This window comes from Gordonia westfalica (genome assembly GCF_900105725.1).
GTDB classification, from domain to species: Bacteria; Actinomycetota; Actinomycetes; order Mycobacteriales; family Mycobacteriaceae; genus Gordonia; species Gordonia westfalica.
On the sequence record NZ_FNLM01000036.1, the window covers coordinates 34,560 to 53,123 of the forward strand.

Here is an 18,564-nt window from a genome sequence, read left to right on the forward strand (position 1 = left end):
GGGTACGGGCGTCACCACCAGCCGGTGGTCTTCTGCAGATCCGCTTCCATCGCCGGGATGAGGCTGCGCACGAACGTGGCGGACAGATGGTGGTAGTCGTGCCACATCAGGATGTTCCCGACCACCGCCGGGCAGTACGTGTCGTCGCACATGGCGTCGGTGTAGTCCAGGAAGGACATGTTCGGGAACTCGTCGGCCAGCGCGGCGGCCGGGTCGGTCGGCGCCATGGCCTGTGCGCGGGAGACACCGCACACCTCGGGCTTGCGACCGCTGGCGAGGCACTCCGGCGGCTTCATCTGGCCGGTCGACCACGGGTTGTCGCGGATGCCGATCACCTTCTGCCCGCGGTCGCGGAACCGGGCGAAGATCTCCTTGTAGTCCTTGGGCACGTTGTCGCCCTTCTCCGCCCCCTGGGGCGGACGGGTCGAGGTGGTGAACACGTAGTCCGGCTTGTCCACGGCCAAGCGTTCCATCACGCGATTCGACCAATCGTTGCACTGGTAGTACTTCTGGCCGAACCAGGTGAAGACGTGCTCGGTGGTCAGCGCGCAACCCACCTTGAGGTAGGTCGTGACCCGGAAGTTGTTCCGCTTGCCGATGTCGTCGAGCGCGGTGATCCACTGCTCGGCATGTGAGCCGCCGACCAGGGCGATGGTGCGGGTGGCGTTCACGTCGCCGTAGTACCCGACCTTGATCGACGGGTCCTTCCAGCCGCTGATGATCGAGTCGTAGGAGGTGATCGGCCAGTCCTTGTCGACCACGTCGGGGCTCGGCTGCGCGGTCACCTTCGGGACCGGCGCACCGTCGAGGAAGGCTCGCGCGCCGGGGTACAGGCGAGGGTCGAGGTTCTCGGTGTTGAGGGTCGCGTTGGCGGCGTCGCGCTGCCAGGTCACCGCGGCGCTGCCGGCGGCCACGCTGACGATCAGCAGGATCGCGAGAACCGCACCACGGTAGCCGCGCGAGTTCTGGAAGCCGGGTTTGTCCGCCTTCTGGGGCTTGCCTGCCGTCTGGGGCGCGTCGGCGTCGGTCTTCTTGCGTCTGAGCGAGCCGGAGCGCAGCGGTGCCTCGACGTACTTGGTGGTCAGCCAGGCGATCAGCACGGACACACCGAGGATGCCGGTGCCCTCGAGCCAGGACACCTCGTCCTGGTAGCGCCACGCCATGTAGAAGATCAGCAGCGGCCAGTGCCACAGGTACAGCGCGTAGGCGATGGAACCGAGCCACACCAGCTGCGGATGCGAGAGACCACGACTCACCCGGGCCTGCCCGGCAGCGGGACGGGCGGTGGCGGCCGAGCCCGCCCAGATCAGGACGAGCGTCGCGCCGACGGGCACGAGCGCCCACGCCGCGGGGTACTCCTGGACGCCGGCGATCCACCAGCCGCACGTGATGATCAGGCCGAGCGCGACGACGCTGAGCAGGTTCCGCATCCGGGCGGACATTGCCAGCTTCGGCATCCACACCGCGAGCAGGCCGCCGGCGAGCGGCTCCCACAGACGCGCGACGGTGTCGTAGTAGGTGAACGGCTGGTTGATGCCGTGGCGGTAGTTGGCCCACGCGAAGGACACCAGCGCGACGCCCAGCAGCGCGAACCCGACGATGCCGCGCACGACCTGGGGCCGGCGGAACAACTCGAACTTGAATGCCAACGCGCGCAGCACACCACCCAGCGCGAGCGCGGACAGCAGTGTGATCAGGAAGAACTGACCCTGCATCGACATCGACCACAGGTGCTGCATCGGGCTGTTCGCGGAGTCCGCGGCCGCATAGTCCTGCGACTCGAACGCGAGATGCCAGTTCTGGTAGTACAGCGCGCTGGCCTGCAGTTCGGCGCCCAACGGGCCCCACCGCGTGGTCGGCATGACCAGCGCGATCATCGCCGCGACGAACGCCAGCACCAGCAGCAGCGCCGGCAGCAGGCGGCGGACCAGGCGCCAGAACCGCGGCCACGGGTTGATCGCCTTGCCCCACGAGGCCGACGCCGGCTGGGTCGCGAGCACGTGCTTGAGCAGTGACGCCACGAAGAAATAGCCGGACAGCGTCAGGAAGACGTCGACGCCGCCGGAGACCCGGCCGAACCAGACGTGGAAGACGGCGACCAATGCGATCGCGATGCCGCGCAGGCCGTCGAGGTCGAGTCGATAGCCCGAGGTGTTACCGGTCGCGGCGTCCTCGTTGGGCGTCGCGACGACCGGGGTCACTTCGGGAACGGGCGTGCGCACAGAGGGCGATGGTACTTGTCCCCGACCCCGCCACGCCGCGCCCGAGGCGGGTGTCGGAAGACACACAGGTGGTTCGAAGGTTCGCGATATGCCGCCACGACCTCGGAATACGGCCGTACGCTCGGAGGATCCCCGCAAACCGCAGTGTGAGGAGTTGCATGCTGTTCTTCTCGATGGGCCTCTCGCTCGACGGTTTCGTCGCCGACCGTGACGGCGACTTCAACTGGTCGGTGCCGGACGACGAACTCTTCGAATTCCACACCGACCGGATACGCGAACTCGGCGCGGAGATTCTCGGACGCCGGCTGTACGAGACGATGCGGGTCTGGGAAACCGACCCGGCGATGCGCCACGACGAGGCGAGCATCGCCTTCGCGGATCTGTGGACGGCACTTCCCAAGGTGGTGTTCAGCCGCACGCTCGACCGCGTCGAGGGCAACGCCAGACTCGCCCGACGTCCGTTGGCGGACGAGGTCGCCGAGGTCGTCGGCTCGACCGACGGTGATGTCGAGATCGGCGGTGCCGACCTGGCGTCGCAGGCCTTCGAACAGGGCCTCGTCGACGAACTCCGCATCTTCCGCTACCCGGTCGTGGTCGGCGGCGGTACGGCGTTCTTCCCGCCGGTCACCAAACGGGTCGACCTCGATCTCGTCGAGACGCGGGTGTTCGGCGGTCAGGTGATCTACGAGAGACATCGGGTGAATCGCGAGTAGCCCCCGCGTATCCCTCTGCCGGCCGAACAGCGCGACCGCACATTCGTTCGCGGTGCGTCTAAACCTTCAGCCACGACGATCCCCCCGGCACCCTGTCTCCCAGTCATCACATGCATCACATGCAACCGATCAGGGGAGACATACATGACGACACGACGATCCGCCGCGATCATCGGGGCGGGCCTGGCCGGGACCTCCGCGGGTCTCGGCCTTCTCGACGCCGGTTTCGACGTCACTATCTACAGCGACCGCGACCGCGAGACGCTGCGCGACAAGGTCCCGCCGACCGGGGTGGGCGTCTACTTCGGCAGGTCCCAGGAGTGGGATGCCGAGATCATCGAGGACCTGTACGAGGTCGGCAAGACCACCGGCATGAGTGTCCGCCTGTACGGCGGCGCCGGCGAGGACCGTGCCCCCGTGCTGGAATACGATCCGGACTACGGCTACATCGCCGCGGCCGTCGACCTCCGCCTACGTGCCGACGACCGGCTGGGCCGCTTCCTGGATCGCGGCGGTCGCTTCGAGGTCACCACGGTCGACGTCGACCGCCTCGACGAGATCGCCGCCGCGGCCGACCTGACTCTCGTCGCCACCGGCAAGGGCGGATTGTCGTCGCTGTTCCCGGTCGACGAGTCGCGCACCCACTACCGCGAGCCGCAGCGTCGTCTGCTGCAGGTCACCCTGACCGGCGTCGATCACGGCCCCGATGTGTTCTCCTACCGTTCCCCGGCGGGCGCCGGTCACTCGCTGTACAACCTCGACAGCGAGAACGGCGAGCTGTTCGTCGGCCCGTTCCTGCACAAGGACGCCGGGGCGACCTGGTCGTTCATCGTCTTCGCCAAGCCGTCGGGCGCGTGGGCCTCGCGCATCGACGACGTCCACGACGCGGTGACCGCACGTCGCGCCATCGCCGGCATCTTCGGTGAGTTCTTCCCTGAGGACGCACCGGTCATCGACCGGCTGCAGGTCATCGAGTCCGATCCGGTGTCGTGGCTGAAGGGTGCGGTCACCCCGACCGTGCGTCAGGCAGTGGCCACCACCAAGAGCGGACATCCGGTCTCGGCCATCGGCGACACCGCCATCGCCGTCGACCCGGTCGCCGGCCAGGGTGCCCAGAACACGGTCATCCAGATCGCCGAGCTGGTGAAGGCCGCCCGCGCCCACGACGGTGAGTTCAGTGCCGACTGGCTCGCGGAGGAGTTCGAGAAGCACTGGGAGCGTCGCGGTCAGGCCGCCGTCGAGGTCACGCGACTCTTCCTCGGCGACCCGGACTACGCGACGCATCTGGAGTTGTCGTTTCCGGCTGCCGCCGTCGATCCGAACGTCGCGCAGGCACTGCTCGGTCTGCTGTCCGACCCGAATCCGCTCCTCGGCCTGCGGACCCGTGAGGATGTCGAGAACTTCATCACTGCGGTGGCCGGGGAACCGTACGACCAGGTCCTCGCCCGCTTCGCGCCGGCCGGACAGTTCAGCGGCGCCGCCCCGGCGACCGTGACGGTGTGACGCCCATGTCGCATCACTGACCACCAGTTGATCCGCACCCCGGTCGCGTTCTCTCGAATGCGACCGGGGTGCGGTGGCATGTGACACCCGGACCGGCTGTGTCACATCAGAATGTGATACGAACAACAGCGTCCGTTGTGCCGGAATCAGAGGGGGAGCACGTGAAGACGGGTTGGACGTTGGCCGACGCGCCTCCACAGACCGGGCGGGTTGCCGTCGTCACCGGCGCAAACGGTGGGATCGGCCGTGAGGCCGCCCGCGGGCTGGCCACTCTCGGAGCGACGGTGGTGCTGGCGTGCCGCAACGTCGAGACCGCGGCCGCCGCACGCGACGACATAGTCGCCGAGGTCCCCGGTGCCGAGCTGGAGATCGTCGACATGGACCTCGCCGGCCTCGACTCCGTCCGTGCCGGCGCCGAGGAGATCCGACGGCGCCATCCCTGCGTCGACGTGCTGGTGAACAACGCGGGCGTGATGCGCGCGGAACGCGAACTGACGCCCGACGGCTTCGAGATGGACTTCGGCACCAACTTCCTGGGCCACTACGCGCTGACCGGGTTGCTGATGGACCGACTCCTCGCGGCAGATGCCGCTCGGATCGTCACCGTCGGCAGCCATGCGCACCGCGCCGGCAACATCGACTTCTCCGACCTGCCCATGGACCGCACGTTCACCAGTGCCGGCGCGTACTCGCGGGCCAAGCTCGCCCAGATGCTGTTCTCGCTCGAGCTCGATCGCCGCCTGAGAACGGCTGGCGCACCGGCGATCTCGCTCGCCGCCCATCCCGGTGGTACGAGGACCGGTGTGATGCGGGAGCAGAACAGGTTCCTGCAGTGGGCGTATCACGCGCCGTCGTTGCGGTGGCTCACCGATCGATTCATCATGGACCCGCCCGAGGGGGCGCTTCCGATCCTGCGTGCCGCGACGGACCCGAAGGTCTCGGGTGGCCAGTATTACGGTCCGACAGGAAGTTTCGGTCTCGCCGGCCCGCCGATGCTGGTCGAGCCTTCACCCAAGGCGAAGGACCGTGCGGTAGCCGAACGGTTGTGGGACGTCGGCGCCGAACTCACCGGCATCGGTATCGACTTCGGCTGAAGGGGATTCCCGTCTCGAGGGAGGGAAGCTCGAGAGTGGGTTCGCCGAGCTCGATACCGACACCGCGCCGGCTCACAAGGTGAAGCGGCCGGCGAAGCTTCGTAGTGGGAGGTCGGCACTGGTCACGATCCCGGGCGGGGCCGCGACCACCGAGCGGATCGAGTTGAGTGCGGGCAGGCCGGTCACGGTCATGCCGATCGACGCGAAGTTCTCCGGTTTCGAGAGGTCGAATCCCTTGCGCGGGAAGATCATGTGCTTGGAGTAGATGTTGGGATCGCCGGTCACCTGCGTGATGTAGCAGGCCTGGATGTTCCATGACGGGTCGGTGTGCGGCGTCATCTGCCATTCCAGATGCGATTCGACGCGCGGCACACCGTCGACCATGCCCTGGTACTTGATGTAGCTCCCGCCCAGTGATCCGGCGGGGAGCTGATACCAACCGAGGTCGACGTCCTTGGTGCACGCGCCGAGCTCGTAGGAGAACGCCACCTCGTCGAGTTCGAGATCGAAGGCGTCGGCCATGAGGTACACGGAATCGGCGAAGACGGCGGTGTACTTGTACAGCGAATCCGGGATGCTCGGGTCGTCGACCGGCAGGCCGTAGCCGACGGCCTTCCACGTGTCGACCGAATGGTGGCAGGAGACGTCCACCGACTCGGTCACCGTGACGTTCTCGATGTCGGCGACATCGGCGGTGTGCACGATGCCGAGGATCTGGGCCAGACCGGGATTCATGCCGGTGCCGTAGAAGGTGGCGCCGCCCTTCGCGCAGGCCTCGGCGATGACGTCGCTGACCCTGCGTCCGGAGTGGTGCGGATGGTTGGTGTCCCGGTGGAAGCCGGTGATCCAGTCGGCGGTGGTCACGATGTCGATGCCGGCCTCGAGGACCTGCACGTAGAGGTCCTCGTCGGGGAACACGCCGTGGAAGGTGAGCACGTCGGGGCGTGCGGCGATGATCTCCTCGACGGTGCCGGTCGCTCTCACACCGATCGGTCCGATGCCGACGATCTCGCCGGCGTCACGACCGATCTTGTCCGGTGTATAGCAATGCAGCCCAACCAGTTCCAGATCCGGATGACTGCGGATGCGGTCGATCATCTCGGAGCCGAGATTGCCGGTGGCGACCTGGAAGACCCGGATCGCTTCGGGTGTGGTCATCGGGTGGTCCTTTCGGGACGGGCGTGGAGGTCAGGACTGCGCTGCCGCGCGGAGTGCGTCGAGTTCGGATCGGCGGATGCGTACGTACTCGTCGGCCGACGCGCCGCCGTCGGGGTAGAACTGCCGGGCCCATTGCCTCAGGGCGGTGAAGCCGGCGAACTCCTTGCGGGACAGCGCAGGTGGGTCGGAGTAGCGCTGATGTGCCCAGATGTCGATGTCGGCGGCGAACTGTTCGATCACCAGGTCGGCCATGGTCTTTCCGTACCGGGTGATCTCCCCGGTCTCCTCGCCGGGCTTACGTCCGATCCAGACGGTGAACCGCACGTCGGAGGTGTGCTCGTCGACCGGGGTGACGGCGGGCATCGTGCGGTTGTCGACCATGCCCCAGCTCTTGGTGACCGAACAGCCGAGGCCGGCATTGATGGATTCGACTCCGCTGGTGGCACTTTCGAGGGTCGCACCCTCATCGAAGGCGATGGTGAAGTCCACGTAGGACACCGGCCCGGAGAAGTCGTGCCGGGTGAAGTCCGGCATGAACGGTGTCTTGTGGACGAACTTGAAATGGGCGAAGTCGACGCCGTTCTCCATGATGTACTGCGGGTGGATCTGCAGGCCCGACCGGAACAGCGTCGCGGCGGGGACCGGCGGGTAGTAGTCGCCGGCGGTCGCGTCGTCGCCGAAGTCCGCGAAGATGTCCGGGACGTCGAAATGCGCTGGCCGCCCGTCGACGTCGTGCCAGATCCACACGGCCTCGTTGCGTTCGACCACGGGGTAGCTGCGGATCCGCCGCCCCTTGTTGGGGTGGTTCTCATACGGGATGCAGACGTTGCGTCCCTCGCGGTTCCATTCCCAGCCGTGGAACGGGCAGACCAGGTTCTCGCCCTCCACGTGGCCGCCGTGACCGAGGTGGGCACCGAGGTGTTCGCAGTAGGCGTCGAAGACGGAGATCCGGCCCGACCGCGACCTCCAGGCGACCATCTCGCGCCCGAAATACTTCATCGTGTGCACGGCGCCGACGGCGATCTCGGCCGACCACGCGACCTGGAACCATCCGGTGGGTGTCATAGACAGCGGCGTTCGCGCCATGCGGCCACGGTATGACCCTCCGAACAGGAATACAAGAGGGTTCTGTGAAAATCGTTCGGAACCGGCTCTTTCATGGAGGTTTGAGGGGTGCTTCAGTCGGTTACTCGGATGTCCAACAACTTTCTTGGAAACCGTTGGAACATCGGACGCCGGTTTGTATCATTGTACCGGTGCTGTGACGTGGCTTACAGCAATGATGCCGGGAGGCCGTGATGAACGCAGGTGGTGGAATCGGCGCTGCTCGATTGGCGCTCACGGGACTGGTCCGACCGGCCGAGGCCCGTCGCCGGCTGCGCAATCGGCAGTACGAGAACGAGCTGTTCAACTCACGTGAGCCCGAGCGTGCCTCGTGGGCCCTCACCGACGACGACGCTCGCCTCCGCGTCCACCACTACGGTTCGCCCGATGCGCCGGTGCTGGTCCTGATCCACGGGTGGTCGTGCTGCATCGAGTACTGGAACCCGCAGATCAACGCCCTCGCCGAGCGTTACCACGTCATCGCCTATGACCAGCGGGGCCACGGTGAGAGCACCTGGGGCAAGCGCACGTTCGACGCCGACGTCCTCGCCGACGACCTCCAGGCCGTGGTCGATCAGTCGGTTCCGGATTCGTCGAAGGCGGTCTTCGTCGGCCACAGCATGGGCGGGATCACCGTGCAGGCCTGGGCGCATCGCCACCGCGACCGGGTAGAAGAGCGCGCCGCCGCACTGGTTCTCGCGAACACGACCTGGGGCGGGATCGTCGACGAGACGCGGGTCCTGCCGCTGCTCAACAATCCGCTCAAGGCCCCGCTCTGGCTCCCCCAGGCGGCCCTCTCGGTGCCCTTCCCGCTGCCCGGCGGCCGATTCGCTCGCAGCCTCGTCCGGACCCGAATCCTCAACGGCCGGTCGGCGACCGTCGACCACGCCGCCTTCGTTCTCGCGATGACCCGCTCCTGCAACCCGGCCGCCCGGGCGAAGGCCGCGGTCGGACTCACCCGGCTCGCCCTCGGTCCGGTTGGCGCCGAGGCGATCACGGTGCCGACCACCGTCATCGGCGGACGTCACGATCTGCTGCTTCCGCACGCGATGACACAGCGCATCGCCCACTCGCTCTCGGTGCGCGGGTACCTCGACCAGCTCGTCGTGCTCGACACCGGTCATGCCTCCAACATCGAGGCCGCCGAGGACTTCACCGCCGAGCTCCATCGGGTCATGTACTCGGTGTCGACGCCCCCCGAACTGGAGGGCGCCGCGAGCTGAGCGCGCCCCGCCGCTGTGGTGAGGAGTCACCGTGACCGACTACGGACAACCGTTGCGCTTCGGGTTCTTCCCGAGTCCGCGCGCCGACCGGGTCGACGATCTTCTGCGACTCGTGGACGTCGCCGAGCGTGCCGGACTCGACCTGGTCAGTGTGCAGGACCATCCCTACCAGCGACGTTTCCTCGACACCTGGACCCTGCTGTCGGTCATCGGTGCCCGCACGGAGTCGATCAGGTTGTCGCCCAACGTCGCCAACCTCCCGTTGCGTCCGCCGGTGATGCTGGCCAAGGCGGCGTCGAGTCTCGACATCCTGACCGGGGGCCGCGTCGAACTCGGTCTCGGGGCGGGAGCCTTCTGGGACGGGGTGGCCGCCGCCGGTGGGCCGCGCCGGTCGCCGGGTGAGGCGGTCGACGCGCTGGCCGAGGCGATCACCGTGATGCGGGCCTTCTGGGCCGGTGGCACAGTCGATCTCGACGGCGAGTTCTACCCCGTCCACGGCTTGCACGCCGGACCCGCTCCGGCCCACGACATTCCGATCTGGCTCGGCGCACTCGGCCCCCGGATGCTGCGGCTGACCGGAGAGGTCGCCGACGCCTGGGTGCCCAGTCTGCAGTTCGTCCCACCCGACCAGGTCGCGGAGAAGAGCGCGGTCATCGACGATGCGGCGCACGCGGCCGGTCGTGATCCCGCGGAGATCACCAGGATCTACAACATCGCGGGCACTTTCGGCGCCGGCGACGGACTCTTCGCCGGCAGCCCCGGCCAGTGGACGGAACACCTGACCGACCTCACGGTGACCCTCGGGATGAGCACGTACATCCTGGCCACGGACGATGCCGACGATCTGGCCAGATTCGCGAACGAGGTGGCGCCGGCCGTCCGCGAACTCGTCGCCGCCGAACGCCAGGGCTGAACTCCCAGCGGCTACCATCGGCGACCATGACCCCCGTCGACGCCCGCACCCCGGCCGGTCCGCCGGCGCCCGGTGCGCGGCGCGCGAATCGACGTGGGCAGGCGACGCGCGACGCGATGCTCGACGCCGCGATCAGTTCGCTGGCCTCCGGCGACCCGGCATCGGTGTCGGGCAACCGGATAGCCAAGGACATCGGGGCGACCTGGGGTGCGATCAAGTACCAGTTCGACGACATCGACGGCCTCTGGGCAGCGGTGCTGCACCGAACTGCCGAACAGCGCGGCGATCTGCCGGTCAGCGTGAAACCCGAAGCGCCACTTGCCGATCGGGTCGAGGCGATCACCGATCTGATGTACGACGGACTCACCGCGCCGGAATCCCGCGCCATCGAGACCCTGCGGGCGGCGCTGCCCCGCGACCCCGACGAACTCCGGCGGCTGTTCCCCAAGACCGCCGCCGAATTCGCCTCCTGGGGCCCGTCGTGGACGGAATCCTGTCAGCGCGCCTTCGCCGATCTCGATGTCGACCCCGAACGCGTCCGCGAGGTCGCGGCGTTCCTGCCCGGCGCCATGCGAGGTCTGGTCTCCGAGAAACAACTGGGCAGTTTCCAGGATCAGGAACTGGCCCGGCGCGGACTCGCGCGGGCGATCGTGGCGCTTCTCGCGCCCGTCTCCTAGTCCCGCCACGCATCCGTCGTGCGTGAGATGACGGTCTCGACTGTGAGGATCACGACACACAGCATCGCCAGCGTGCCCGGTCCGAAGACCAGGAGGTTGTCGATCCGTTCCCAGGCGGCCGGACTCCACAGGGCGACCCAGGTCAGCACCAGGGCGACAGCGGTGGCGAGCTCGCCGACCACGTTGACGGTCATGAAGATGCGGGCGGACAGCTTGTGGCGTTTCGCGATCCGGCGGGAGAAGTGGAAGTCGGCGCCGAAGGCCAGAAGGAGGACGGCGAATACCGACAGCAGCACGCCGAGGTCGTTGGGGGTGAGGTCACGCATGGCGCTCATCGTCGCTCACCTCCGGTGGCAGTACGGGCGAAGGGGTGACCCGCGTTTTCAAACCGGCGTGATTTTAAAGTCGGCCGGGCTGGCGGGTCCGCATACAGCTGTATACAACTAAATGCAGTTTTCCGTGACGTGCTGCAACCAGAAGGAGTCTTCGTGGGGATGGGAACGACGACCATCGAGTCGGCAGAGGTGAAGGCTGCCGTCGCGAGCCTCCGGGAGAAGGCGCCGTTCGTCTACGGCCTCACCAACTACGTGGCCGCGAACCTCAGCGCCAACGTGCTCCTCGCGCTCGGCGCCGGGCCCGCCATCGGGTCGGCACCCGGGTGGACCGGCGCATTTCCCGCGGGAGCCGGCGCGGTGTGGATCAACGGCGCGGCGCTGATGTCGTCGGTGACGCCCGAGGCGCTCGACGAGGCGGCCGCGACAGCACACCGGGCCGGTACCCCGTGGGTGCTCGATCCCGTCGCGATCGGTGCGGGCGCGGCCGAGTACGACGCGATCCTCGGTGCGCTGCTGAAGCACAAGCCGTCGATCATCCGCGGCAACGCGAGTGAGATCGCCGCCCTGGCGGGTGGTGCCGGAGGCAGTGGCGTCGATTCGACCCTCGACTCCTCGGAGGTCATCGACATCATCAAGGGTCTCGCGACCCGCCTCGACGCGGTGGTCGCGGTGTCCGGCGAGGTCGACTATCTCTGCGACTCGGCAGGCCGGGCGACCGCCGTCCGCGGCGGTGATGCGCGGATGCCGCAGGTCACCGGCACCGGATGCAGCCTGGGTGCGCTCAGCGCCGCATTCTGCGCGGTCGTCGATCCGTTCACCGCCGCCGCTGCCGCACACGCGGCGTTCGCCGCCGCGGGGGAGCGGGCCGGCCGGCGTGCCTCCGGCACCGGGTCGTTCGCCGTCGCGTTCGTCGACGAACTGTCCGACCTCTGACTCTGCCCCCGGCCACGGGAGAGCGCCGCACCACCAACCGCCGATCACTCGCAAAGGAGCGAATGAGATGCCCAGCAGGAAGATTCATCTGGCCGCGTTCATGAACGCAGGTCCGCAGGGGACGGTCGGTTGGCGGCACCCGGATGCCGGCGACGGCTTCCTCGCCGCCGAGCACTACCTGCACATCGCGCGAGTGCTCGAGGATGCCCGCTTCGACATGGCGTTCGTACCCGATGCGCTCGCCGTGCCGCGCAGCCTCGGCGGCTCCTTCGCGCCGGCGGTCGAGTTCGGTTCGGGCACACCGCGTCTGGACCCGATGACGGTCATCACCCTGATGAGTTCGGTGACCAGCAACCTCGGTGTCGCCGCGACGATGTCGACGGGTTATCAGGAGCCCTACAACCTCGCCCGGTCGATGGGCACCCTCGATCACCTCAGTGGCGGACGCGCCGGCTGGAACGTCGTCACCAGCTTCCAGGATGCGGAGGCGCAGAACTTCAATCAGGACAAGCTCCCCGACCGCGAGGAGCGCTACGCGCGGGCCGAGGAGTTCCTCGAGGTCGCGACCCGGTTGTGGGATTCGTGGTCCGACGACGCACTCATCCGCGACAAGGCCTCGGGCCGGTTCGGGCATCCCGACCAGGTGGAGGCCATCGATCACAAGGGCAGGTTCTTCGAGGTGCAGGGCCCCCTCGGGGTTCCCCGTCCGCCGCAGGGTTATCCGGTCATCGTGCAGGCCGGTGCATCGCCGACGGGTCGTGACTTCGCGTCCCGCTGGGCCGATGTCGTGTTCTGCAGCCATGAGTCGCTCGAGAGCGCGGTCGGCTTCTATCGGGACATGAAGAAGCGGGCGGCCGCGCATGGTCGAGATCCCGAGCAGCTCAAGATCCTTCCGGCCGCGACGACGGTCGTCGGCACCGACTACCGCGATGCGATGGCCAAACACGAGGCGTTCTTCGAGCTCGTCGACCCCATGGCGGGTCTGTCCCGTCTGGCCTATCACGTCAACGTCGACCTCACGAAGTACGACCTCGACGGACCGCTGCCGTCGCTCGAAGTCGTCGGAGTGGAGGGGCATTACCGCGAGGTCGTCGAGTTCGCCGAACGGGAGAAGCTGTCCATCCGCGAGATCGGCCGCTGGTACGGCGCTCGCACCGAGGGCAACATGATCGGCTCGGCCACCGACATCGCCGACGCGATGGAAGAGTGGCTCGACGCCGGTGCCGCCGACGGTTTCATGATCCAGGCGACCCACGTCCCGGCGGCCTTCGAGGATTTCGCCACCCAGGTGGTGCCGGAACTGCAGCGGCGCGGACTGTTCCGCACCGAATACGAGGGCGACACCCTGCGTGAGAACCTCGGGCTCGCCCGACCCGAACGCGGCGAATGGCGTAACCGGGCCAAGAGCGTGGCCGACGCCGCGGCCGGCGGGGCCGGCGCGTGACCGTCGCCGACTCCGCACTCGTCTCGGCCGAATGGCTTCGTCGCCATGCGGATTCGACGATCATCCTCGACGCCAGCGTCGAGCGTTCGGTGGATGACAACGGACAGACGGTGTTCGCCCCGGGTGACGCCGTGTTCCGGGCTGCGCACATCCCCGGGGCCCGTTTCGCCGATCTCTTCGCGACCTTCTCCGATCCCGATGCGCCGGTGGCGTTCACCCGCCCGACCATCGATCAGATGGCCGCCGCCGCAGCACTTCTGGGTATCACGCCGTCGGACGACATCGTGGTCTACGACCAGCTGAGCGGTGCGTATGCCGCGCGCGTGTGGCTGGTCCTGCGGTCCTTCGGATTCGAGCACGCCAAGGTCCTCGACGGCGGGTTCGCCCGCTGGACGCAGCTGGATCACCCGGTGGCGGCCGGTGACGCGCCCGCCCCTGCCGCCGGCGGCCCGGACGTCGTCGCGCTGCGCGACCTCACGGGTCCGGCATTCGCCGACCTGATCGAGGTCCATGACGTGGCGGTTTCCCAAGCGTCGTCGACGACGATTGTCTGTGCGTTGCGCGAACCCGACTACACCGGCGAATCCGGGGGTGAGCGGCCCGGCCACATCCCGGGAAGCCTGAGCGTCCCGTTTCCCGACCTGCTGAACGACGACGGCACCTTCTCGACCGAGAGGACCCGGAAGGCGTTGCAGTCGGCGGGAATCGGCGCCGATACCGAGGTGATCGTCTATTGCGGCGGCGGCATCAACGCGGCCGGTGCGGCCCTGGCGTTCGCCGAGGCCGGCTACCCGCTGCCGCGCGTCTACGACGGTTCGCTGAGCGAGTGGCGCGCGCATCCCGAATTACCGCTGGTGACCGGGCCGCTGCCGCGATGACGTCTGACCCGACGGTGCCGTCTGAAAGGATCGAGGGGCCTCGTGATGTCCGACCCGCATGACCCGATGGAAGGTGAGCGCCGATGAAGAGTGCCCGCGACGCGGTCTACGAAGCGCTGCACGAGCGTCTGACGCACGGCCACTACCCGGCAGACGCCACACTGATCCCACAGACGTTGAGCGAGGAGTTCGGCGTGTCACGGACCCCGGTGCGAGAAGCGTTGGGGCTGCTCGAGCGCAAGGGGCTGCTGGTCGCGGCATCGCGGGGATTCAGCCTGCGCATCCGCCGTGACGAGGAGATGCTCGAGATCTTCGAGGTGCGGGCCATTCTCGAGTCCAGTGCGGCTGCCGCAGCGGCGCAACGGCATACGCCGGTGGATGTCGCGCGCCTCAAAGAGGCATTGGCGCTGAGTTCGGGTCACACCGATCCCGCCGACATCCGTCACGCACTGAACGTCTTTCACGATTGTGTGCTGCAGGCCGCACACAACCAGACCATCTACGACATGGAGCGCGACCTACGCGACCAGATCAAGGTCAGCGCGCCGTGGTTCACCCCGACCGGCCGCGAGAGCTTCGAGAGTGCGGTGAGGGAGCACGAGCAGATCCTGTCGGCGATCATCGACGGCTCGCCGGAGAAAGCGCGGCTGCTCATGCTCGAACATCTCAATCACGATCGGGACGTGCGGATCTCGCAGCTGGTCTCCCGGACCATGGGCGCGGCGGACACCTCGGCTCGCTGAGCCGCTGACACCCGGCTCGCTGCGCGTCTCACACCCGCGGGGCGACGAACCTCGCGGCGTCGAGCGTCATGCCGTTGACCGAGTAGAGCGTGTGCAGGGCGTTGGGGCCGCCGACCGGGGCGCCGTCGCAGATGGTGTCACCGGCGACGCAGTAGCGAACGGTCTTGCCGCGGTATGGAGTGGAGACCCGGACCGGCGGTGCGCCGATGTCGTCGATGAAGCGGTCCGACGGAGCGCCGAAGAAGACGATCGCCGCGACGTTGCGTGACAGCGACGCGGGCAGCGGCGGCGGCACGTAGCGGTCGTAGGCGGCGTACCGCGCGGGAAGGTCGAGACCGGCGTGGACCGCGTAGCCGGCCACGACGGCGCCCTGGGAGTATCCGCCGAGGACGACCTTGGTGCGCGGGCAGTTGGCCGCCAGGTACTTGACGCGGTTCTGCGTGGTGCGGACCCCGTCGGCGACGGTCCGGGCGAACTTCAGGCGGTTGCTGAACTGGTCGCTCGCCGGGTACGGGACGCCGTAGGCGGCCACCGACTTGCCCGGCAGCTGGCTCCGAACGGCCTCGACGAACGACAGACCGGTCAGCCCCAGTGGTGGCGCGGGCTCAATGGTCCCGCGTGCGAACACGACCTCGACGTCGGAGCATCCCGGCTTGGCGTCGGCCGGGCTTCCGGCGATCAACGCCCCGGTCATCGCGGCCATCAGGGACACGGCGACGATGCTCAATCGCGTGATCACGCCAGTTCGCCGCCGGGTCGTTGGTGAGTTCGCGTCGTCGTTCATTCTGATCCCGTCGGTGGTGGATGTGCTCATCGTCGCGGGGGTCCTCATGTCGTGGCTCCCAGTCGTGACCATCCCACGTTCCCCGGGCACCACGTCACCAAACCCGGAATACTGATTCGGCATGCGGAGCCGTCATGTGAGCACGGTGATCGGCGCGGCAGCCGACGATGTCTACCGATTCGTGTCGGAACCGGACAATCTCCCCAAATGGGCCGCCGGACTGGCGAGTTCGGAGATCGTCCGACGCGGTGACGACCTCCTGGCCGAGTCGCCGATGGGCACCGTGACCGTACGGTTCGTTCCGCGGAACACATTCGGGGTCGTCGACCACGACGTGATCCTCCCGAACGGCGACACCGTGCACAATCCGCTGCGCGTGCTGCCCCATCCCGAGGGTGCGGAGGTGGTGTTCACCCTGCGGCAGTTGGCCATGTCCGACGACGAGTTCGACCGGGACGCCCGCATGGTCGAAGAAGACCTGGCGCGGCTCAAGGCGCTCTTGGGGTAGCCGCCTGGCCGACCGGACCCGTTTCGGCGGATTCGAACTGATTTACCGATGTCGAATTTCCGCCTGCCTACATCAACGATCAGATTCCCCTCAGTTATACGAATGTGATTCGGCCGTGATGTCGGGGGCCTGAACGGGAGCGTCGTGAACAAGGCCGTACGTGGGTCGGTCTGCGCAGCGGTTGCAGTGGTCGTCGCGCTCGGTTCGCTGGTCGGTGGGGGTGCGGCATCCGCCGACTCCCTCTCGCGGTCCCTGAACCTGCCGCTGGTCAATCGTGACGCGTCGTAGGGGCCGGGCGGTGTGCACCCGGCGTTGCCGACCGATCCCAGCACGCTGAAGAGGCTGGTCGAGCAGGCCCGCGATCGCGGGCTCGACCCGTCGTCGTATGAGGCGTTGCTGTTCCAGTACTGGCTCGTGGAGACGACGACGCGCGCCGGCATGGGCGGCCTGGTCGGCGGCGACTTCGGCGGTGGCCTCCTGGATTACAAGGACGCCACCGAGATCTTCGAGTTCAGTCGGCTGCAGCCCGTCGCACACGCGATCGTGGCCCGCGCCAACGAACTTGCGGGACCGCAAGCGGTGAACAGCCTGCCCGGCGGACTGCGCGCGCTGGCTCGTGTGGGCGCCGAGATCACCGCCGACGATCTGCGCCGGGTCCAGGGCCAGATCCTGGTGATGCAGAAGAACATCTTCTCCGACCTGATGCCGATGCACCGGGCGTACGTCGTCGGCGGACTGCCCGCACTCCGGGAGATGAACGACGCGGGCATCTTCGACGACGAGATCATGCGCGCCTGGGAGGGCATCGCCTCCAAGGAACCCGCCAGAGTCGCCGCCGGCAATGCCCGACTGCTGCAGCGTGAGCAGGGCGAGGTCATCGCCCGTCAGTGGGACGCGACCCGCAACTACAAAGGCGACGTCGGTGAGGCGATGACCTACGGCAGCACCGTGGCCGCTGCGCCGTCGGTCGCCGGCGTGATCCCGCCGAGGTCGTTCCGCCCGATGACGGTCGACGGCCGCGCTCCCGATGGTCGTCGTGCGACGGTGACTCTGCCGCTGCCGGAATGGAACTGGTCGGTGTACGAGGATCGGTGGATCTACATCACCGGGTTCGCGACATCGCCGCGCGGGCCGGCGTGGGCGTCGGCACCGTGTACCGGCACTTCCCGACGCGCGCCGACCTGGTGACCGCGGTCTACCGGCATCAGGTCGACGAGTGCGTGGCGCTCGCCGAGACCTTGAACGCCGACGACGTGCCGCCGCCGACGGATGCGCTGTGCCGGTGGACCTCGGCGTTCACCTACTTCCTGGTCACCAAACACGGACTCAGTGACGCTCTGAGCTCGGACGATCCGAGCCTGAACAACCTGCACGCGTTGATCTTCGACAGTTTGGTCCCGGCATTTGCCTCGTTGGTCGAGCGGGCGCAGGACACGGGAGCGGTCAGCAAGGACGTCAGCGCGGTGACGTTCCTGCGTGCATCTCCAACCTGTGCATCGTCGGACCCGGCTATACCGAAGCGGACGCAAAGGCGATGGTGGGCCTGCTGCTCGAGGGTTCGGGTGCCTCGCCCGGCGAATCGCTGACAAACTCGTCCCCCTGAGCACCCTCCGAGGGCGTATTGCCCTCCGAAGCCCCTCAGATGGACGAAATCTTCCGATCGCGATGAGAAAGCACCTCGGGCAGGGTCTTTCTCTGTATCGGTACGGACCAACCAAGGGATCGGCAATGGAGGCATCGGCAATGACCCGTCTGCTGTTCGTCCACGGCGCAGGTGGATTCACCGACGACCGTCCTATCGCCGACGGTCTCGGCGACGCACTCGGCGTGCCGGTCGACATGCCGGAGTTCTCCGGCGACGACATGTCCCTGCAGGCGTGGGCCGATCCGTTGCGTGCACGGCTGTCCGCGATGGCACCCGACGATCTGCTCGTCGCCCACTCGTTCGGCGCATCGATCCTGCTGCACGTGCTGGCCGAGGCCGGCTACGCAGGGCCGAAACGCGCCGTACTCCTCGCGATGCCGAACTGGGGGCCGAACGGGTGGGCGATCGAGCAGTACGACTTCGCCGGACCACCGCCACGCGGTGTCACGCTGTCGCTGCACCACTGCGTCGACGACGAAGAGGTCCCGGTCGGACACCTGGACCTGAATGCCGCGTTGCTCCCGGGTGCGCACCTGCATCGTCACGAGACCGGTGGTCATCAGTTCGTCGGGCAGGTCGGCATCGTCGCCGCCGACGCGCGACACGACTGCCCGTGACGGCGGTGGTTGCGCGTAGCCGATCCGACCGTGACCCTGGGTAGACAGCGACCCCGAGGTCTCGGGAAGG

General features: G+C 67.7%; 19 protein-coding genes and 1 pseudogene. 15 read left to right on the plus strand and 5 right to left on the minus strand.

Going from position 1 to position 18,564, the window contains the following annotated elements; genetic code table 11:
• Nucleotides 1–11: 11 nt before the first annotated feature.
• Nucleotides 12–2,222, minus strand: coding sequence for an acyltransferase family protein (locus tag BLU62_RS26435; protein ID WP_074853374.1), 2,211 nt, complete (start codon nt 2,220–2,222; stop codon nt 12–14).
• A 158-nt stretch (nt 2,223–2,380) separates the two neighbouring features.
• On the opposite strand from BLU62_RS26435, the gene BLU62_RS26440 reads away from it, so the two are divergent.
• From BLU62_RS26440 to BLU62_RS26450, 3 genes are all read left to right on the plus strand, one after another.
• Nucleotides 2,381–2,935 carry a dihydrofolate reductase family protein gene (locus BLU62_RS26440; protein ID WP_074853375.1) on the plus strand — a complete coding sequence of 185 codons (555 nt, stop codon included), beginning with the start codon at nt 2,381–2,383 and terminating at the stop codon, nt 2,933–2,935.
• Nucleotides 2,936–3,079: 144 nt separating this feature from the next.
• Nucleotides 3,080–4,438, plus strand: coding sequence for a styrene monooxygenase/indole monooxygenase family protein (locus BLU62_RS26445; protein ID WP_074853377.1), 1,359 nt, complete (start codon nt 3,080–3,082; stop codon nt 4,436–4,438).
• A 161-nt stretch (nt 4,439–4,599) separates the two neighbouring features.
• On the plus strand, nt 4,600–5,532 hold the full coding sequence (locus BLU62_RS26450; protein WP_074853378.1) for an oxidoreductase: 933 nt from the start codon (nt 4,600–4,602) through the stop codon (nt 5,530–5,532).
• A 72-nt stretch (nt 5,533–5,604) separates the two neighbouring features.
• On the opposite strand, the gene BLU62_RS26455 is transcribed toward BLU62_RS26450, so the two are convergent.
• Nucleotides 5,605–6,690: an NAD(P)H-dependent amine dehydrogenase family protein gene (locus tag BLU62_RS26455; RefSeq protein ID WP_074853380.1), complete on the minus strand. Its 1,086-nt coding sequence runs from the start codon at nt 6,688–6,690 to the stop codon at nt 5,605–5,607.
• Between the two features lie 30 nt (nt 6,691–6,720).
• Nucleotides 6,721–7,776, minus strand: coding sequence for a Rieske 2Fe-2S domain-containing protein (locus BLU62_RS26460; protein ID WP_074853382.1), 1,056 nt, complete (start codon nt 7,774–7,776; stop codon nt 6,721–6,723).
• 212 nt (nt 7,777–7,988) lie between these two features.
• Here BLU62_RS26460 and BLU62_RS26465 point away from each other — a divergent pair, with 212 nt between their 5' ends.
• Genes BLU62_RS26465 through BLU62_RS26475 form a run of 3 tightly spaced genes read left to right on the plus strand, consistent with a single transcriptional unit; the run spans nt 7,989 to nt 10,607 of the window.
• Nucleotides 7,989–9,017, plus strand: coding sequence for an alpha/beta fold hydrolase (locus BLU62_RS26465; RefSeq protein ID WP_074853383.1), 1,029 nt, complete (start codon nt 7,989–7,991; stop codon nt 9,015–9,017).
• A 31-nt stretch (nt 9,018–9,048) separates the two neighbouring features.
• Complete coding sequence (locus tag BLU62_RS26470; RefSeq protein ID WP_074853384.1) at nt 9,049–9,930, plus strand: LLM class flavin-dependent oxidoreductase; 882 nt, start codon at nt 9,049–9,051, stop codon at nt 9,928–9,930.
• 26 nt (nt 9,931–9,956) lie between these two features.
• Entirely contained in the window at nt 9,957–10,607 is a 651-nt protein-coding gene (locus BLU62_RS26475) for a TetR/AcrR family transcriptional regulator (RefSeq protein WP_074853386.1), read from the plus strand.
• Here BLU62_RS26475 and BLU62_RS26480 read toward each other — a convergent pair.
• Nucleotides 10,604–10,942, minus strand: a complete 339-nt coding sequence (locus BLU62_RS26480; protein ID WP_074853388.1) for a hypothetical protein — start codon at nt 10,940–10,942, stop codon at nt 10,604–10,606. The two genes, BLU62_RS26475 and BLU62_RS26480, sit on opposite strands and share 4 nt — an antisense overlap.
• A 159-nt stretch (nt 10,943–11,101) precedes the next feature.
• Here BLU62_RS26480 and thiM point away from each other — a divergent pair, with 159 nt between their 5' ends.
• The 4 genes from thiM (at nt 11,102) to BLU62_RS26500 (ending at nt 14,940) form a co-directional block, all read left to right on the plus strand.
• Nucleotides 11,102–11,875, plus strand: coding sequence for a hydroxyethylthiazole kinase (gene thiM / locus BLU62_RS26485; protein ID WP_074853389.1), 774 nt, complete (start codon nt 11,102–11,104; stop codon nt 11,873–11,875).
• Between the two features lie 67 nt (nt 11,876–11,942).
• On the plus strand, nt 11,943–13,319 hold the full coding sequence (locus BLU62_RS26490; protein WP_074853391.1) for an LLM class flavin-dependent oxidoreductase: 1,377 nt from the start codon (nt 11,943–11,945) through the stop codon (nt 13,317–13,319).
• The gene (locus BLU62_RS26495; protein ID WP_074853393.1) at nt 13,316–14,197 is read left to right on the plus strand and encodes a sulfurtransferase; all 882 of its coding nucleotides are present in this window, start codon (nt 13,316–13,318) and stop codon (nt 14,195–14,197) included. Before BLU62_RS26490 ends, BLU62_RS26495 begins: the two co-directional genes overlap by 4 nt.
• A gap of 83 nt (nt 14,198–14,280) precedes the next feature.
• On the plus strand, nt 14,281–14,940 hold the full coding sequence (locus tag BLU62_RS26500; RefSeq protein ID WP_074853395.1) for a GntR family transcriptional regulator: 660 nt from the start codon (nt 14,281–14,283) through the stop codon (nt 14,938–14,940).
• A 28-nt stretch (nt 14,941–14,968) separates the two neighbouring features.
• On the opposite strand, the gene BLU62_RS26505 is transcribed toward BLU62_RS26500, so the two are convergent.
• Nucleotides 14,969–15,724 (minus strand): cutinase family protein, encoded by a 756-nt coding sequence (locus BLU62_RS26505; protein WP_051989251.1) that lies wholly within the window; start codon nt 15,722–15,724, stop codon nt 14,969–14,971.
• On the opposite strand from BLU62_RS26505, the gene BLU62_RS33090 reads away from it, so the two are divergent.
• The 5 genes and pseudogenes from BLU62_RS33090 to BLU62_RS26525 all read left to right on the plus strand — a co-directional run bounded on the left by BLU62_RS33090 (nt 15,672) and on the right by BLU62_RS26525 (nt 18,494).
• On the plus strand, nt 15,672–15,839 hold the full coding sequence (locus BLU62_RS33090; protein ID WP_167544042.1) for a hypothetical protein: 168 nt from the start codon (nt 15,672–15,674) through the stop codon (nt 15,837–15,839). The genes BLU62_RS26505 and BLU62_RS33090 overlap by 53 nt on opposite strands.
• Nucleotides 15,840–15,845: 6 nt before the next feature.
• On the plus strand, nt 15,846–16,232 hold the full coding sequence (locus BLU62_RS26510) for an SRPBCC family protein (protein ID WP_005195457.1): 387 nt from the start codon (nt 15,846–15,848) through the stop codon (nt 16,230–16,232).
• 144 nt (nt 16,233–16,376) lie between these two features.
• Nucleotides 16,377–17,339 (plus strand): annotated as a pseudogene (locus BLU62_RS26515) (hypothetical protein); the annotation flags it as partial.
• 29 nt (nt 17,340–17,368) lie between these two features.
• Complete coding sequence (locus BLU62_RS26520) at nt 17,369–17,818, plus strand: TetR/AcrR family transcriptional regulator (RefSeq protein ID WP_244278409.1); 450 nt, start codon at nt 17,369–17,371, stop codon at nt 17,816–17,818.
• A gap of 157 nt (nt 17,819–17,975) precedes the next feature.
• The gene (locus tag BLU62_RS26525; protein ID WP_074853397.1) at nt 17,976–18,494 is read left to right on the plus strand and encodes an alpha/beta hydrolase; all 519 of its coding nucleotides are present in this window, start codon (nt 17,976–17,978) and stop codon (nt 18,492–18,494) included.
• Nucleotides 18,495–18,564: the final 70 nt, after the last annotated feature.

What these genes read in the sequence shown, in the direction of transcription:
- BLU62_RS26440 (WP_074853375.1), top strand. Translation starts at nt 2,381, where the DNA reads ATGCTGTTCTTCTCGATGGGCCTCTCGCTCGACGGTTTCGTCGCCGAC.
- BLU62_RS26445 (WP_074853377.1), top strand. Translation starts at nt 3,080, where the DNA reads ATGACGACACGACGATCCGCCGCGATCATCGGGGCGGGCCTGGCCGGG.
- BLU62_RS26455 (WP_074853380.1), bottom strand. Translation starts at nt 6,690, where the DNA reads ATGACCACACCCGAAGCGATCCGGGTCTTCCAGGTCGCCACCGGCAAT.
- BLU62_RS26460 (WP_074853382.1), bottom strand. Translation starts at nt 7,776, where the DNA reads ATGGCGCGAACGCCGCTGTCTATGACACCCACCGGATGGTTCCAGGTC.
- BLU62_RS26465 (WP_074853383.1), top strand. Translation starts at nt 7,989, where the DNA reads ATGAACGCAGGTGGTGGAATCGGCGCTGCTCGATTGGCGCTCACGGGA.
- BLU62_RS26475 (WP_074853386.1), top strand. Translation starts at nt 9,957, where the DNA reads ATGACCCCCGTCGACGCCCGCACCCCGGCCGGTCCGCCGGCGCCCGGT.
- BLU62_RS26480 (WP_074853388.1), bottom strand. Translation starts at nt 10,942, where the DNA reads ATGAGCGCCATGCGTGACCTCACCCCCAACGACCTCGGCGTGCTGCTG.
- thiM (WP_074853389.1), top strand. Translation starts at nt 11,102, where the DNA reads ATGGGAACGACGACCATCGAGTCGGCAGAGGTGAAGGCTGCCGTCGCG.
- BLU62_RS26490 (WP_074853391.1), top strand. Translation starts at nt 11,943, where the DNA reads ATGCCCAGCAGGAAGATTCATCTGGCCGCGTTCATGAACGCAGGTCCG.
- BLU62_RS26500 (WP_074853395.1), top strand. Translation starts at nt 14,281, where the DNA reads ATGAAGAGTGCCCGCGACGCGGTCTACGAAGCGCTGCACGAGCGTCTG.
- BLU62_RS26505 (WP_051989251.1), bottom strand. Translation starts at nt 15,724, where the DNA reads ATGAACGACGACGCGAACTCACCAACGACCCGGCGGCGAACTGGCGTG.
- BLU62_RS26510 (WP_005195457.1), top strand. Translation starts at nt 15,846, where the DNA reads ATGCGGAGCCGTCATGTGAGCACGGTGATCGGCGCGGCAGCCGACGAT.
- BLU62_RS26525 (WP_074853397.1), top strand. Translation starts at nt 17,976, where the DNA reads ATGACCCGTCTGCTGTTCGTCCACGGCGCAGGTGGATTCACCGACGAC.